Origin of the sequence: Streptomyces violascens (assembly GCF_014649955.1) — a bacterium.
GTDB classification, from domain to species: Bacteria; Actinomycetota; Actinomycetes; order Streptomycetales; family Streptomycetaceae; genus Streptomyces; species Streptomyces violascens.
Window position 1 is genome coordinate 28855 of sequence record NZ_BMUA01000031.1, and the last position, 15249, is coordinate 44103.

Sequence of the window (15249 nt, forward strand, 5' to 3'; positions counted from 1 at the left end):
GGCGTATTCAGCCGGCGGTCTGCCGCCGATTCGGCAAGGGCAGCGGTGCCTTCACACCAGCACAGTCGACCGCCTTGCGGAATGCCTCGAAAACGGATTCCGCCGGACCGTGTCCGATACTCAGTTCGGCGATTTCACGCCAGGCCTGCGCGGCTTCGAGGAGCGCTCCGAGCGCTTGCAGTTCCTCGGCGGCGGTGCGGCATTCGACGAGGCCGTCCGCGGCCTTCCCGTCGGCAACAAGGGCGAGCCCGAGCACCCAGCGGGCCCGGCCGTGCTCGACAGAACGCCGGGCCGAGAGCCGCCCCATGGCTCGTCCGGCCACCTCGGCGGCCTCGGCGGGCCGGCCCGAGAGCAGCTGGAGGCGGGCGATCTCGGTCTCGCAGGAGGCGAGGTCGCCCGCGTTCGCCGTCCGCGTGAACACCGCGTATGCCTCGTCCAGCTGGTGCCCGGCCCGGGCGAGGTCGACCGGCTCTGCGCGCAGCAGCAGCCAGGCCAGCGTCATGCGCAGCCTGGCCAGATTGCGCTCGGTGTCCTCCCCCGCCATCAGGGCGAGCGCCTTCTCCACGAGTCCGAGGGCGAGGACGACATCGCCGCGGGCCTCGGCGACCAGACCCGCGTTCCAGTAGGCCGAACCGCGCGCCCGCGCCGAGCCGTTGCGCTCCGCGCGCTCGACCACCCGCGTGGCCAGGCGCTGCGCAGTCACCAGATCGCCCCGGCCCCAGTAGCTCGCGACCAGCGTCGAGGCCAGCCGGATCTCGTCGTCCGAGCCTTCGAGACCGAGGCCCCGGACCTCTTCCAGGGCCTGCTCGCCCAGATCGATACTGCGCCCGAAATCGCCCGCCTCGCTCAGGAGCCGGCAGCGGCGCATGAGCAGCGGCAGCAGGCCGACCGGCACCGCCTCACCCCGGCGCGCCGCACCGATGAGCCGCTCCAGACCGTCGAGGGCCGAGTCGAGCTCGCCGAGCGCCTCATGGGCGCGTACGAGCGCCCAGAGCGCCTCGGTCCGCAGCTCCGCGTCGGCGTCCCGGGCCAGCTCGACGAGCCGCTCCCGGGCGTCCGCCGCCCGCCCGTCGGCGAGCTCGAGCTCGGCGAATCTCAGCCGTAGCCGGCGCTCGCTCAGCTCGCCCCGGTCCCGCCCGGTCAGCAGATAGTCGACGGTGGTGCCGAGCCGCTCGGCGAGCAGCTCGACGACCTTGGGTTCGGGGGAGCGCCGGTCGGACTCGATGAGGGACACGTAGCTGGCGGAGACGGCGGCACCCGCGAGATCGGCCTGGCTCAGCCCGCGCGCGGCCCGCAGCGCGCGCAGCCGCTGTCCGAGCGTGGTCGCGGGCGTGCTCACGGGGTCTCCTTCACCGGTCGCGGGGCGCACAGGGGGACGGAACGAGCCATGCTATCCAGCCGCTCCGGCAGCCGGTTCCCACGCCCGCCGGCCGGCCGCCCACAGAGCCGGAGCAACCGTCAGGCCCGCTGCTTTCCGGCCCGCACCAGGCACCAGGCGCCGCCGCCGATGAACACGAACGTCACCGAGCGGACCACCAGGCTCCCCATCGGGCCGAGATCCTCGGGCAGCTGCCCGAAGCCCCCGGTCTGAATGATCCAGATCAGCACACCGCCCAGAACGATCAAGGCGACGCCGCCGACGCCCCAGGCGGCCCGGCCGGCCGCACTCCGCTCGCTTCCCATCCTCAACTCGCCTTCGTCGCGTAGGGGGTTCGGCGTCCGACGCCACGCCACCGCCAGGCTACGTCTCTCCTCGGCATCCAAGATCATCCCGGGCACGAAAAAGGCCCCCTGCCCGCGTTTCCGCAGGTCAGGGAGCCTCTGAGATGTGGAGCCTAGGAGATTCGAACTCCTGACATCTGCCTTGCAAAGGCAGCGCTCTACCAACTGAGCTAAGGCCCCGGACGAGGTGTTGCGGGACCAGAGTACCGGGTGGAACCGGGGATCTCGCAAAAGGATTGGGACTCCCGGTGAACGACCACTCTCCGTAAGATGCTCGTCGAGGTTCGCACCCGTGAAGCGGCCTCAATGGGGAAGCGATGGGGAGACGCGCAATGGACACAGCACAGCAGGAAGCGACCGCCAGAGCCAGGGAGCTTCAGCGGAGCTGGTACGGGGAGCCACTGGGGGCGCTCTTCCGACGGCTGATAGACGATCTCGGGCTCAATCAGGCCCGGCTCGCCGCTGTTCTGGGGCTCTCGGCGCCCATGCTGTCGCAGCTGATGAGCGGGCAGCGGGCCAAGATCGGCAATCCGGCCGTGGTGCAGCGCGTCCAGGCACTCCAGGACCTGGCCGGGCAGGTCGCCGACGGCAGCGTGAGCGCCGTGGAGGCCACCGACCGGATGGAAGAGATCAAGAAGTCCCAGGGAGGCTCGGTGCTGACCAACACCGGCCAGACCACATCCAGTTCGGGCGCCCCGACGGTACGTCGCGTGGTGCGCGAGATCCAGTCGCTGCTGCGTTCCGTGGCGGCCGCGGGCGACATCATCGACGCCGCCGACACCCTCGCCCCGGCCCACCCCGAGCTGGCAGAGTTCCTCCGGGTGTACGGCGCGGGGCGCACCGCCGAGGCGGTCTCGCACTACGAGTCGCACCAGAGCTGACAACGGTCGGATCGATCCTGGGGGCATCGGGTGGGCGAGGTCTTCGCCGGTCGGTACGAGCTGGTCGACCCGGTCGGACGGGGCGGGGCGGGAGCCGTCTGGCGCGCCTGGGACCGGCGCCGGCGCCGCTATGTGGCGGCGAAGGTGCTCCAGCAGAGCGATGCCCACACCCTGCTGCGGTTCGTCCGTGAGCAGGCCCTCAGGATCGACCATCCGCATGTGCTCGCACCGGCCAGCTGGGCTGCCGACGACGACCAGGTCCTGTTCACCATGGACCTGGTGAGCGGCGGCTCGCTGGCCCATCTGATCGGCGACTACGGGCCGTTGCCGCCCCGGTTCGTGTGCACCCTGCTCGACCAGCTCCTCGCCGGCCTCGCCGCGGTCCACGCGGAGGGTGTCGTGCACCGCGACATCAAACCGGCCAACATCCTTCTGGAGGCCACCGGAAGCGGACGCCCGCATCTGCGGCTGTCCGACTTCGGCATCTCGATGCGCAAGGACGAGCCCCGCCTCACGGAGACCAACTACGTGGTGGGGACGCCGGGTTACTTCGCGCCCGAGCAGATGATGGGCGCCGAACCCGACTTCCCGGCCGACCTGTTCGCCGTCGGCCTGGTCGCGCTCTACCTGCTGGAGGGCAGCAAGCCGGACGCGCGGGCCCTGGTCCAGTACTTCGCCGCCCACGGCACTCCCGGCGCCCCTCAGGGCATCCCCGAGCCCCTCTGGCAGGTCCTGGCGGGACTGCTCCAGCCGGACCCGCAGAACCGGTTCCGCACGGCCACGGGGGCGCGCAAGGCGCTGGCCTCGGCCGTGGACCTGCTGCCCGAGCAGGACCCGGACGAGGAACCCGTCGAAGTCTTCGACCAGATCGGCCCCCTGCCCCCCGGCTTCGCCGAACAGGGCCCCGAGAACCCGGCCCGGCCCCCATCCCCGGAAACGTCCGCCTCCTTAAGGAGGGAGGGCGTACAGCAACAGGACGTACGGCAGTCGGACGCGCACGGGGGCACCCAGCAGGGCGGACCCCAACAGACCGGGCAGTCGCAGGAGTTCACGCCCGGCCCCCCGGCATCCGGCCAGGCACCCCCGCTCCCCGCCCCCGCCACCGTCCCCCCGCTCCCGCAGCAGCCCCCCACCCCTCCCACTGCCGCCCCCGCGTACGTCCTTCCTTCGCAGTACGAGCAGACGCCGCCCACACCCGCGACGACGCCGTACACGGCGCCGTACCCCAATGCGGCCGTACCGCCCCAAGTTCCCCTCCGGGGAACCTCTTTCGTGGCCTCCGCTCCCCGGCCGCGGCCCGGGCCGCCCGCCAAGGTCGCGGTGCCGGTGCTCCTGGTGGCGCTGGTGTGTTTCGCGGTCGGGTTCTGGGCCCTGACGCAGACCTGAGGGGCCCGCTACCAGGCGCTGGGCGGTCCGAAGCCCTGCGGCCCCGGGGCGGCCGCGGCCGCGCGCCTGCGGGCCACCAGCGTCCACACCGCGAGCCCGGCCACGAGCACCGTGCCCGTGCCGATGCCGAGGGCCGCGAGAAGTGTCATCGACCTGTCGCCGACCTTCGCCCCGCCGCCCGCCCCGAAGTCGGGCGCGTGGCCCGCATAGGCGGGGCCGGCCGTCGCCTCGCCCCGCACGGTCAGCCGCAGCGTCAGGTCGTACGGCGCGTTCCCGAAGGTCTGCCCGACCTCGGGGCTGAGGGAGACGGCCAGGTAGTAGGAGCCGCTGAGCCGCATCGCCGAGGTCTCGTCGGTGGTCGAGTAGCGGTTCTCGTAGGCGACCGGCGCAAGGGGGTCGAGCGCGGCCTCCTTCTGCTTTCCGTCGTACGGCGCCGACGCCCCGGAGACGAAGCCCCACGCGGGGTTGTAGAGCTGCAGGGAGAGGGCGGTGCCTACGTAGCCGTCCTTTGCGGACGGGAGGCTGCCCAGGCCTCCGCCGGCGAAGAGTTGCCGGCCCCAGTCGAGCGGCACCCGGTAGAAGAGGGTCTCGCCCGGCCGGATGGTGTCCTTCCACTGCCCGGGGGACAGCGCGGTCGCGTCGTGGAAGCCGGTGCCGCCGTGGGCGCGGCGCGGGGTCGCGGTCTGCGGGGCGGGTGACGCGGAGGACCAGCCGGAGGGCGCCGTGCTCGGTCCGGCCCCGCTGCGGGTGGGCTCGGTCGAGTAGCGCAGGTCGAGGGCCCAGTCCGCGGGCGGGGAGGCCGCGTCGCTCTGACGCTCCACCACCATGGAGTAGGTGCCCGGCTCCTGACAGGCCGACAGGCTCTTGCGCAGGGCGCGGTAGGCGTACGCGGCGATGGGGTGCGGATACTGCGCCGATCCGATCGAACGGCGCTGGGAGTCGCAGTCCTCGCCGTTGGCGTCCTGGAGCGACACCTTGATGGAGTCGCCGTAGGCGAGCTTCGCGCCCGCCGGCCCCGGCAGGGCGACCACCGACGCGTAGGCGTCGTTCTCGCCGTCCAGAACCAGCTGGAAATAGAGCTTGCCACCGGGCTTGATGACCGACCTATAGGCGGTGTCGGCCTTCAGCACCGGCCCGTCGGTGTTGTTCGCACCCCCCGACACGTCCTGCACGCCGTCGGGAAACCGGTACGAAGACGGTTGCCCGGCCGCGTGCACGGGTCCCGGCGTCGCAAGGAGCGCGGCGAGCGCGGCCACCGCCGCCCCGATCCTTCGTGCCGCCCGCCGGGCCCTGCTGTGCCTCGTCCTCACGTCGCCCCGCCCCACCTTTGCCCTCGCAAGTCAACTATTTGCTCACGCGAACTCAACAGCGCCCGGGGCATCCCCGGGACAGCACGAAGCCCCGGCCACCTCAGTGGCCGGGGCTTCGCAACCGGGTCTTTCGGTCTCACACACCCGAACCTGCGGGCACGGAGTCGGTCGCCTCCGTCCACAGATCCTGCTCGGCGCGATCCGCCTGGATCTGGCGGTACACGAGGAGCCCGCCGATGGCGGCCAGTGCGACCAGGAGAAGCTTCTTCACCGCGCGACCTCGTCTTTCCTTGACGTAAGGGACCTCTGCCGCCCGACTATACACACCGATCGATATCAATCGGTGATGCTCCATCCGTGTGTAGTTCATCGGAACATCCACCGATACGGTGCGTCGCTCCTCGCCTCCTGGACACCCCCCGCACATCATCGGATACAACGCAATTCGGGCAACCCATCAGCACACGCTGTTTACGGAAGAAGCGAGGACGTCATGGCAACCAGCAAGCTCACGACCTGGTGGACCGCACTCATCGGGGCGCTCGTCGCCCTCCTCGCCTCCCTCGGCCTGGCCGGCCAGGCCACCGCCGCCCCCGCGGCTTCCGTACCGCAGCACGACGCGACGTACAACCGCAGCGAACCGGACATCCCCGTTGCTCCGGCCGTGCACTGGGCCGTCCCCGCCCCGTCCGCCCTGCCGCCCACCATGAAGCAGCGCATCCGTGCCGAGGCCCACGGCGCCTCGCCCTCCTCGCGTCACCGCGCCGACGACCGCGACTCGACCGACGACCCGGCCTACGACCCGTCGGCGCCCGGCGGCGACACCGCCGTGGAAGCGCCCAACGCCCCGGCGGCACCCAGCGGCGACACCTCCGAGGAGGCCCCGGACGACTCGGCCAGGGCCGACGGCCCTGGCCGCTGACCCACCCCGCTCCGCCCGAGCTGCGAGCCCGGCAACTCCCCCGAGTTGCCGGGCTCTTCGGTGTCCTGGGGGCCCTGCGCCGTACGGACACCCCGCCGTCCCCGCCCCCGGCGCCCGGGACCTTCTTCATGCACCACCCGGCACACCCGGGGCCTTCTTCTTTGGCCACCCGGCACACCCCCTGGTCCGGGCGCACACCACAGTCGTACGGTCCGCAAGTCGCCCGTAGCCGGAACCACCACGTCCAGCCGGGACCGCGCCGTCCCCCGAGCGACCACGCCACGCCCCGCCCCCGCAAACGTCGAAGACCCCCGGGCTTTCGCCTCGGGGGTCTTCGTCACTGTGGGGCTAACAGGATTTGAACCTGTGGCCTCATCCTTATCAGGGATGCGCTCTAACCAACTGAGCTATAGCCCCGCCGCGCTTTGCGGGATGTCCCGCGCGCTGACCTCTGAAGATTAGCGCACGGGACGGCCAGTCCCAAAATCGATAGCCGAGCGGCTGTGAACTGCGGCTACTCGTCCTCGGCGAGAGTGAGCTCGATACCGCCCACGAAACCGGCCGAGAGGTTGTAGATGAACGCGCCGAGCGTCGCGAGCGCCGTGGCGAGCACCACGTCGATCACCGCGATGACCGACGTGAAGAGCAGCACCCGCGGCAGCGACAGGAACGACTGGAGGTCGAAGCCGTTGGACTCGTTCGAGCCGGTGGCCTCGCTGATCGTGCCGCCGACCGTGGAGAACACGCCCATGGCGTCCATGACCATCCACAGCACCGCGGCCGCGATCACCGTGCAGATGCCGAGTGCGATGGACAGCAGGAAGCTGACCTTCATCACCGACCACGGGTCGGCCTTGGACACCCGCAGGCGCGCCTTGCGCGTACGGGGCGCCGTACGCGCCCCGGTGCGCGGCCGGCGCGCGCCCTCGGCGCCTCGCTGCGGCGCGGGATACGCCTGCGGCGGGTGATAGGGCTGCTGCTGCCCGCCGATCGGCTTCTCGCGCTCGCCGGGCAGCGCCCCGGCCTCGTACTCCGCCCGGCCCTGAGGGCCCCGGGTGTCCGTCACCGTTACCCCCTGGGAGTCCGCGGCAGGGCCACGGGCACCGTTCGCTCCGGAAGCGGCCGCTCCGGCGCCCGTGGCTCCACTCACGCTTTACTCCTCGTGCTCCCCGGCCGAGGGCTGGGCGCCCTCGGCAGCAGCCTCGGCAGTAGCGCCCTCGGCGTCGTCGGCCCCGTCGACCTCTTCGGCCTCGCTGCCCGCCTCGGCGTTACGGGCGATGCCGACCACGGCATCGCGCTTGCCCAGGTTGATCAGTTGGACGCCCATCGTGTCACGGCCCGTCTCCCTGACCTCGTTGACTCGCGTACGAATCACACCGCCGCCGAGCGTGATGGCGAGGATTTCATCCGTCTCCTCGACCACCAGCGCGCCGACCAGCGAGCCCCGGTCCTCCACGATCTTGGCGGCCTTGATGCCGAGGCCGCCGCGACCCTGGACGCGGTACTCGTCGACGGGAGTGCGCTTCGCGTACCCGCCATCGGTTGCGGTGAAGACGAACGTACCGGGCCGGACGACATTCATCGAGAGCAGTTCGTCTCCCTCGCGGAAACTCATCCCCTTGACGCCGGACGTCGCGCGGCCCATCGGGCGCAGCGCGTCGTCCGTCGCCGTGAAGCGGATGGACTGCGCCTTCTTGCTGACGAGCAGCAGATCGTCCTCGGCCGACACGAGCTCCGCGCCGATCAGTTCGTCGTCGCCACCGTCCGCGGTCTCCCGCAGATTGATGGCGATGACACCACCCGAACGGGGCGAGTCGTAATCCTTCAACGGCGTCTTCTTCACCAGGCCGGCCTTGGTGGCCAGGATCAGATAGGGCGCCGCGTCGTAGTCGCGGATCGCGAGGATCTGGGCGATCTTCTCGTCCGGCTGGAACGCCAGCAGGTTGGCGACGTGCTGGCCGCGCGCGTCGCGTCCGGCGTCCGGCAGCTCGTACGCCTTGGCCCGGTAGACGCGGCCCTTGTTGGTGAAGAACAGCAGCCAGTGGTGCGTGGTGGACACGAAGAAGTGGTCGACGATGTCGTCCTGCTTCAGCTTGGTGCCGCGCACGCCCTTGCCGCCGCGCTTCTGCGAGCGGTAGTCCTCGGTCTTGGTGCGCTTGACGTAGCCGCCGTTGGTGATGGTGACGACGATGTCCTCTTCGGCGATCAGGTCCTCGATGGACATGTCGCCGTCGAACGGCACCAGGGCCGAGCGCCGGTCGTCGCCGAACTTGTCGACGATCGCGGCCAGTTCCTCGCTGACGATCGCCCGCTGCTTCTCAGGCGACGCGAGGATCGCGTTGTACTCGTCGATCTTCGCCTGGAGCTCGTCGTGCTCGGCGACGATCTTCTGGCGCTCCAGGGCGGCGAGGCGGCGCAGCTGCATCTCGAGGATGGCGTTGGCCTGGATCTCGTCGATGGAGAGCAGGCCCATGAGGCCCTCGCGCGCGACGTCGACGGTGTCGCTGCGCCGGATCAGCGCGATGACCTCGTCGATCGCGTCCAGCGCCTTGAGCAGGCCGCGCAGGATGTGCGCCCGCTCCTCGGCCTTGCGCAGCCGGAACTTCGTACGCCGGACGATGACCTCGATCTGGTGCGTCACCCAGTGGCGGATGAACGCGTCGATCGAGAGCGTGCGCGGCACGCCGTCGACCAGCGCCAGCATGTTGGCGCCGAAGTTGGTCTGCAGGTCGGTGTGCTTGTACAGGTTGTTCAGGACGACCTTGGCGACCGCGTCCCGCTTCAGGACGATCACCAGGCGCTGGCCGGTGCGCGAGGACGTCTCGTCGCGAACGTCCGCGATGCCGCCGACCTTGCCGTCCTTGACCAGGTCGGCGATCTTCTGCGCGAGGTTGTCCGGGTTGGTCTGGTACGGCAGTTCCGTGACCACCAGGCACTGACGGTTCTGGATCTCCTCGACCGCGACGACCGCCCGCATCGTGATGGAGCCGCGCCCGGTGCGGTACGCCTCCTCGATGCCCTTGCGGCCCACCACCAGCGCGCCGGTCGGGAAGTCGGGGCCCTTGATGCGCTCGATCAGCGCGTCCAGGAGCTCCTCGTGGGAGGCCTCCGGGTTCGCCAGGTACCACTGGGCACCCTCGGCGACCTCGCGCAGGTTGTGCGGCGGGATGTTGGTGGCCATGCCCACCGCGATGCCGGCCGAGCCGTTGACCAGGAGGTTCGGGAAGCGCGCCGGCAGGACCGTCGGCTCCTGGTTGCGGCCGTCGTAGTTGTCCGTGAAGTCGACGGTCTCCTCGTCGATGTCCCGGACCATCTCCATAGCCAGCGGCATCAGCTTGCACTCGGTGTACCGCATGGCGGCGGCCGGGTCGTTGCCCGGGGAGCCGAAGTTGCCGTTGGAGTCCACCAGCGGCATGCGCATCGACCAGTGCTGGGCGAGGCGCACCAGCGCGTCGTAGATCGAGGAGTCGCCGTGCGGGTGATAGGTACCCATGACGTCACCGACGACGCGGGCACACTTGTAGAAGCCCTTCTCGGGCCGGTACCCGCCGTCGTACATGGCGTACAGGACGCGGCGGTGGACGGGCTTCAGGCCGTCCCGTACGTCCGGCAGCGCACGCGAGACGATGACGGACATCGCGTAGTCGAGGTAGGAGCGCTGCATCTCCGTCTCGAGCCCGACGGGCTCGATGCGCAGAGCGGGGCCTGCCTCGGTGGCTTCAGTGGGCGTAGGAGTGTTCTCGTCGGCCATTGCTGGTTCTCAAGTCCTTTCGAAGCGGTCAGCGACAGACCGAGTCAGATGTCGAGGAAGCGGACGTCCCGCGCGTTGCGCTGGATGAACGAGCGGCGTGCCTCGACGTCCTCGCCCATCAGCACCGAGAACAGGTCGTCGGCCTGGGCCGCGTCGTCCAGGGTGACCTGGCCGAGCACCCGGTGCTCGGTGTCCATGGTGGTGACGCGCAGCTCCTCGGCGTTCATCTCGCCCAGACCCTTGAAGCGCTGGATCGAGTCCTCGCGGATCCGCTTGCCGTTCTGCTTGCCGAGCTCCACGAGCGCGTCGCGCTCCCGGTCCGAGTACGCGTACTCGAAGTCGTCCCGGCCCCACTTGATCTTGTAGAGCGGCGGGCGTGACAGGTATACGTGCCCGGCCTCGACCAGCGGCCGCATGAAGCGGAACAGGAAGGTCAGCAGCAGGGTGTTGATGTGCTGGCCGTCGACGTCGGCGTCCGCCATCAGGATGATCTTGTGATAGCGGAGCTTCTCGATGTCGAAGTCCTCGTGGACCCCGGTACCGAACGCCGAGATCAGCGCCTGGACCTCGGTGTTCTGCAGGATCTTGTCGATCCGCGCCTTCTCGACGTTCAGGATCTTGCCTCGGATGGGCAGGATCGCCTGGTACATCGGGTTGCGGCCGGACTTCGCCGAACCACCGGCGGAGTCACCCTCGACGATGAAGATCTCGCACTTGGTGGGGTCGTTGGACTGGCAGTCCGAGAGCTTGCCGGGCAGCGACGCCGATTCGAGGAGCCCCTTGCGGCGGGTCAGGTCGCGCGCCTTGCGGGCGGCGACGCGGGCCGTCTGCGCCTGGATGGACTTGCGGATGATGTCCGCGGCCTCGTTGGGGTTGCGGTCGAACCAGTCGGTGAGGTGCTCGTGCACCACCTTCTGGACGAACGTCTTCGCCTCGGTGTTGCCCAGCTTGGTCTTGGTCTGGCCCTCGAACTGCGGCTCACCCAGCTTGACGGAGATGATCGCCGTCAGACCCTCGCGGATATCCTCGCCCGAGAGGTTGTCGTCCTTCTCGCGCAGCAGCTTCTTGTCCCGGGCGTACCGGTTGACCAGGCCCGTGAGCGCGGCGCGGAATCCCTCCTCATGCGTACCCCCCTCATGCGTGTGGATGGTGTTCGCAAAGGAGTAAACGCCCTCGCTGTACTGAGAGTTCCACTGCATCGCGATCTCGGCCGAGAGAAGTCGCTCCTTGTCCTCGGCCTCGATGTCGATCACGGTCGGGTGGATCAGCTCGCCCTTGCGCGAGTTGAGGTACGTCACGAAGTCGACGATGCCGCCCTCGTAGAAGTACGTCACCGAGAGGGGCTGCTGCTCCTCGGACTCCTCCGCGGAGTCCGCGCCCGAGACCGCCTTCGCCGACTCGCGCTCGTCGGTCAGCTTGATCGTCAGGCCCTTGTTGAGGAAGGCCATCTCCTGGAAACGCCGGGCGAGCGTCTCGAAGGAGTACTCGGTGGTCTCGAAGATGTCGCCGTCGGCCCAGAAGGTGACCGACGTGCCGGTCTCCTCGGTGGCTTCGTTGCGCAGGAGGGGTGCCGTCGCGACACCGAGCTTGTAGTCCTGGGTCCAGCGGTAGCCGTCGGTCTTGACCTCGACCGCGACCTTCGTGGACAGCGCGTTCACGACGGACACACCGACGCCGTGCAGACCGCCGGAGACGGCGTAACCGCCGCCGCCGAACTTGCCGCCCGCGTGCAGGACGGTGAGGACGACCTCGACAGCGGGCTTCCCCTCGGAGGGGATGATGCCCACGGGGATGCCACGGCCGTTGTCGACCACGCGCACGCCGCCGTCCGGCAGGATCGTGACGTCGATCGTGTCCGCATGACCGGCGAGGGCCTCGTCGACGGAGTTGTCGACTACCTCCTGCACCAGGTGGTGCAGACCCCGCTCACCGGTCGAGCCGATGTACATGCCGGGTCGCTTGCGGACCGCGTCCAGACCTTCGAGGACGGTGATCGCGCTGGCGTCGTACGAGGCGGTGACCTCGCCGTTCTCGCCGACGGCAGTGGACGGGGAGTTCTCGTTGGGGTTGCCGGAATCGGCCACGAAGCGCCCTTTCTGGCACAGCACAAGCCTTCCCCTGTACAGGCAGGAGCGGCTGCGTCGTTCAGCGATGGTCAGCGTCGGGCGTTGCCGAGGGGGCAAGCGTCCGACCGCGTCTTTCGGTGGGTCCCGCGAGGACGGCGGGATTATTGACCAGTCTACCGGTAGCGCCGACATGAATGGGGGTTTGCCGGTACCTGAGTCCGCATGTGCCGCCCTGAGCGGGCGCCGACCGACTCCCCATATTCGGGGAGGGGCCCCAAGAGCCTCACACGGGCTTTCAGCGCTTCGGCCTGTCAACCTCCGACTACCGTGAGGGACGCCTCATGTTGCCCACCGGTTTCCAGAGCCCTCTCGCACCCCGTTTTCGCACGTCACAGGGGGTGCCAGGGAGGGGCGTGGGAGACGTTCGGGAAGCACGAACGCCCGCCTCCTCAGGAAGCGGGCGCGACGCCCTCCTTCAAGAGGCGGGCACAAGCCGTGAAGACGTGGGCGCGGCGTGCCCCCGACCGGCTCGGCCGGGGGCACGCCGCGGCGGCTCACCCGTAGGTGTCGCCGGGCCCGGTGCTCCCGGGCGCGCGCAGCTTGCCGTAGCGCTGCGGCGGCCCGCTGGGGCCGTAGACCTTGATCAGCCGGACCGTGCCGTGGCCCAGGTCGGCGTTGATGCGCGCCACCAGCTGGGGGGCGAGCAGCCGCAGCTGGGTCGCCCAGGACGTCGAGTCGCACCGCACGACGAGGATCCCCTCCTCGGCGTCGTGCGGGCCGGGCTCCGTGTGCTTGGCGAGCTCCTCGCCGACGATCTCCGGCCAGCGGCCAAGGACTCCGGCCACCGCGGTCGGCGTCTCCCAGGCCTTCTCCCTGATCAGCCCGTTGATCGCGGAGCCGAGCGGCAACGGATCGCGCCCGTCCGCGCGGGCGCCCGAACGCAGTCCGTTGCCCCACCGGACCTGCTTCCTGTCCTGCGCGGCCTGGCCCCGCGCCCTGGCCTGCTCCTTGGCCGCGCGCAGCGCGACCCGCGCCAGGTCGATGCCGGAGGCCTCGGGCACCTTCGGCTGCTCGGCCCGTCCGGATTCCTCGCTCATACCCGCGTCACCTCGCCCGCCGCGACCTCGTACCGGACGCCCGCGAGGATCCCCGGAACGTCGTCGTCCACCGCGGCCGTCACCAGGACCTGCTCGCCCGGAGCCACCAGCTCCGCGAGCCGCTCACGGCGCCGGGCGTCCAGCTCCGCGAACACGTCGTCGAGCACGAGCACCGGCTCGTTGCCCTCGGCCCGCAGCAGGTCGTACGAGGCGAGCCGCAGCGCAAGCGCGTACGACCAGGACTCGCCGTGGCTCGCGTATCCCTTCGCCGGCAGCTCGCCCAGGCGCAGCACCAGGTCGTCGCGGTGTGGCCCCGCCAGCGTCACTCCGCGCTCGATCTCCTGCTTGCGTACGTCCGCGAAGGCCGCGATGAGCTGGCCGTACAGCTCCTCGCGGGTGTGCCCGTCGCCGGGCGCGGACGGCTTGTACTCCAGGGCCAACGGGCCGCCGCCCGGAGCGAGTTGCTCGTAGGCCTTGTCGGCGAGGGGCTGGAGCGCGGCGATCAGGTCGAGGCGCTGGGCGAGGAGCTCGGCGCCGGCCTGGGCCAGGTGCTGGTCCCACACGTCGAGGGTGGACAGGTCCATGCCACGGCCACCGTGCCGGCGCGCCATCGCGGCGGACTTCAGGAGGGTGTTGCGCTGCTTGAGCACCCGCTCGTAGTCGGACCGTACGGCCGCCATCCGCGGCGAGCGCGCGGTGATCAGCTCATCCAGGAACCGGCGCCGCTCTCCGGGGTCGCCCTTGACCAGCGCCAGATCCTCCGGCGCGAAGAGCACGGTGCGTACGATCCCCAGCACATCGCGCGGCCTGACCTGCGAGGACCTGTTGATGCGGGCCCGGTTGGCGCGGCCCGGGTTCAGTTCGAGCTCGATCAGCTGGGAGCGCTCGCCCTGGGTGACGGCGGCGCGGATCACGGCGCGCTCTGCGCCCATGCGCACCAGCGGCGCGTCCGAGGACACGCGGTGGCTGCCGAGCGAGGCGAGGTAGCCCACGGCCTCGACGAGGTTGGTCTTGCCCTGCCCGTTCGCCCCGACGAAAGCGGTGACGCCCGGGTCGAGCGGAACCTCGACCCGGGCGTACGAGCGGAAGTCGGCCAGCGAGAGATGCGTGACGTGCATGGTGTCGCCGACCTCCCCCGGCTTACCTACTGCTCTGTACAGCTACTTGGACTCGACCGCGTGGCCGCCGAACTGGTTGCGCAGCGCGGCGATCATCTTCATCTGCGGGGAGTCGTCCTGCCGGGACGCGAAGCGCGCGAACAGCGAAGCGGTGATCGCGGGCAGCGGCACGGCGTTGTCGATGGCGGCCTCCACGGTCCACCGGCCCTCGCCGGAGTCCTGCGCGAAGCCCTTGAGCTTGTCGAGGTGCTCGTCGTCGTCCAGGGCGTTGACCGCCAGGTCGAGCAGCCAGGAACGGATGACCGTGCCCTCCTGCCAGCTGCGGAACACCTCGCGGACGTCGGTGACCGAGTCGACCTTCTCCAGGAGCTCCCAGCCCTCGGCGTAGGCCTGCATCATGGCGTACTCGATGCCGTTGTGGACCATCTTCGAGAAGTGGCCGGCGCCGACCTTGCCCGCGTGCACCGCGCCGAAGTCGCCCTCGGGCTTCAGCGCGTCGAAGACCGGCTGGACCTTCGCGATGTTCTCGGCGTCGCCGCCGTACATCAGCGCGTAGCCGTTCTCCAGGCCCCAGACGCCGCCGGATACGCCGCAGTCGACGAAGCCGATGCCCTTGATGCCCAGCTCGACGGCGTGCTTCTCGTCGTCCGTCCAGCGGGAGTTGCCGCCGTCCACGACGATGTCGCCGGGGGACAGGAGCTCGGCGAGCTCGTCGATGGTGGACTGCGTCGCGGCGCCCGCCGGGACCATCACCCACACGACCCGCGGGCCCTTGAGACTGTCCACAAGCTCCTTGAGGCTGTGGACATCGGCGACGTCCGGGTTGCGGTCGTAACCGATGACGGTGTGGCCTGCGCGGCGGATGCGCTCGCGCATGTTGCCGCCCATCTTGCCGAGGCCGACGAGACCGAGCTCCATCACATGATCCTTTGACGTTGTGGCGTTTTCGTACCCGCGTCCGAGCCTACGCCGGGGCCTTGGTACACACCTGCGGGG

At 70.1% G+C, this 15249-nt stretch carries 13 protein-coding genes and 2 tRNA genes; 3 read left to right on the forward strand and 12 right to left on the reverse strand.

Annotated elements, in window-relative coordinates; genetic code table 11:
• Window positions 1–7 precede the first annotated feature (7 nt).
• The 3 genes from IE206_RS36005 to IE206_RS36015 all read right to left on the reverse strand — a co-directional run bounded on the left by IE206_RS36005 (window position 8) and on the right by IE206_RS36015 (window position 1902).
• Entirely contained in the window at window positions 8–1339 is a 1332-nt protein-coding gene (locus IE206_RS36005) for a helix-turn-helix domain-containing protein (RefSeq protein ID WP_189969848.1), read from the reverse strand.
• A gap of 119 nt (window positions 1340–1458) precedes the next feature.
• Complete coding sequence (locus IE206_RS36010; RefSeq protein ID WP_189969850.1) at window positions 1459–1683, reverse strand: hypothetical protein; 225 nt, start codon at window positions 1681–1683, stop codon at window positions 1459–1461.
• 146 nt (window positions 1684–1829) lie between these two features.
• A tRNA-Ala gene (locus IE206_RS36015) sits at window positions 1830–1902 on the reverse strand.
• 152 nt (window positions 1903–2054) lie between these two features.
• Between IE206_RS36015 and IE206_RS36020 the strand changes: the two genes are divergently transcribed.
• On the forward strand, window positions 2055–2603 hold the full coding sequence (locus IE206_RS36020; RefSeq protein ID WP_189969852.1) for a helix-turn-helix domain-containing protein: 549 nt from the start codon (window positions 2055–2057) through the stop codon (window positions 2601–2603).
• Window positions 2604–2633: 30 nt separating this feature from the next.
• Window positions 2634–3989, forward strand: coding sequence for a serine/threonine-protein kinase (locus tag IE206_RS36025; RefSeq protein WP_189969854.1), 1356 nt, complete (start codon window positions 2634–2636; stop codon window positions 3987–3989).
• An 8-nt stretch (window positions 3990–3997) separates the two neighbouring features.
• On the opposite strand, the gene IE206_RS36030 is transcribed toward IE206_RS36025, so the two are convergent.
• Complete coding sequence (locus IE206_RS36030) at window positions 3998–5299, reverse strand: hypothetical protein (protein ID WP_189969856.1); 1302 nt, start codon at window positions 5297–5299, stop codon at window positions 3998–4000.
• 136 nt (window positions 5300–5435) lie between these two features.
• Window positions 5436–5570, reverse strand: a complete 135-nt coding sequence (locus IE206_RS42825) for a DLW-39 family protein (protein ID WP_003958712.1) — start codon at window positions 5568–5570, stop codon at window positions 5436–5438.
• Between the two features lie 222 nt (window positions 5571–5792).
• Here IE206_RS42825 and IE206_RS36040 point away from each other — a divergent pair, with 222 nt between their 5' ends.
• The gene (locus IE206_RS36040) at window positions 5793–6221 is read left to right on the forward strand and encodes a DUF6344 domain-containing protein (RefSeq protein ID WP_189969858.1); all 429 of its coding nucleotides are present in this window, start codon (window positions 5793–5795) and stop codon (window positions 6219–6221) included.
• A gap of 343 nt (window positions 6222–6564) precedes the next feature.
• Here IE206_RS36040 and IE206_RS36045 read toward each other — a convergent pair.
• From IE206_RS36045 to gnd, 7 genes are all read right to left on the reverse strand, one after another.
• Window positions 6565–6638: transfer RNA gene (locus tag IE206_RS36045), tRNA-Ile, on the reverse strand.
• A gap of 97 nt (window positions 6639–6735) precedes the next feature.
• Window positions 6736–7287 (reverse strand): DUF3566 domain-containing protein, encoded by a 552-nt coding sequence (locus IE206_RS36050; RefSeq protein ID WP_226598919.1) that lies wholly within the window; start codon window positions 7285–7287, stop codon window positions 6736–6738.
• A gap of 87 nt (window positions 7288–7374) precedes the next feature.
• The gene (gene gyrA, locus IE206_RS36055) at window positions 7375–9972 is read right to left on the reverse strand and encodes a DNA gyrase subunit A (RefSeq protein ID WP_189969862.1); all 2598 of its coding nucleotides are present in this window, start codon (window positions 9970–9972) and stop codon (window positions 7375–7377) included.
• Between the two features lie 44 nt (window positions 9973–10016).
• Window positions 10017–12080 carry a DNA topoisomerase (ATP-hydrolyzing) subunit B gene (gyrB, locus tag IE206_RS36060; RefSeq protein ID WP_308433975.1) on the reverse strand — a complete coding sequence of 688 codons (2064 nt, stop codon included), beginning with the start codon at window positions 12078–12080 and terminating at the stop codon, window positions 10017–10019.
• 512 nt (window positions 12081–12592) lie between these two features.
• Window positions 12593–13135: a DciA family protein gene (locus tag IE206_RS36065; RefSeq protein ID WP_189969866.1), complete on the reverse strand. Its 543-nt coding sequence runs from the start codon at window positions 13133–13135 to the stop codon at window positions 12593–12595.
• Entirely contained in the window at window positions 13132–14253 is a 1122-nt protein-coding gene (gene recF / locus IE206_RS36070; RefSeq protein ID WP_189969868.1) for a DNA replication/repair protein RecF, read from the reverse strand. Before recF ends, IE206_RS36065 begins: the two co-directional genes overlap by 4 nt.
• Before the next feature lie 42 nt (window positions 14254–14295).
• Window positions 14296–15171, reverse strand: a complete 876-nt coding sequence (gene gnd / locus IE206_RS36075; protein ID WP_114038654.1) for a phosphogluconate dehydrogenase (NAD(+)-dependent, decarboxylating) — start codon at window positions 15169–15171, stop codon at window positions 14296–14298.
• Window positions 15172–15249 lie beyond the last annotated feature (78 nt).

Excerpts from the sequence above, each read along its gene's own strand:
- IE206_RS36010 (WP_189969850.1), bottom strand. The coding sequence starts at position 1,683 with ATGGGAAGCGAGCGGAGTGCGGCCGGCCGGGCCGCCTGGGGCGTCGGC.
- IE206_RS36020 (WP_189969852.1), top strand. The coding sequence starts at position 2,055 with ATGGACACAGCACAGCAGGAAGCGACCGCCAGAGCCAGGGAGCTTCAG.
- IE206_RS36040 (WP_189969858.1), top strand. The coding sequence starts at position 5,793 with ATGGCAACCAGCAAGCTCACGACCTGGTGGACCGCACTCATCGGGGCG.
- gyrA (WP_189969862.1), bottom strand. The coding sequence starts at position 9,972 with ATGGCCGACGAGAACACTCCTACGCCCACTGAAGCCACCGAGGCAGGC.
- IE206_RS36065 (WP_189969866.1), bottom strand. The coding sequence starts at position 13,135 with ATGAGCGAGGAATCCGGACGGGCCGAGCAGCCGAAGGTGCCCGAGGCC.
- recF (WP_189969868.1), bottom strand. The coding sequence starts at position 14,253 with ATGCACGTCACGCATCTCTCGCTGGCCGACTTCCGCTCGTACGCCCGG.
- gnd (WP_114038654.1), bottom strand. The coding sequence starts at position 15,171 with ATGGAGCTCGGTCTCGTCGGCCTCGGCAAGATGGGCGGCAACATGCGC.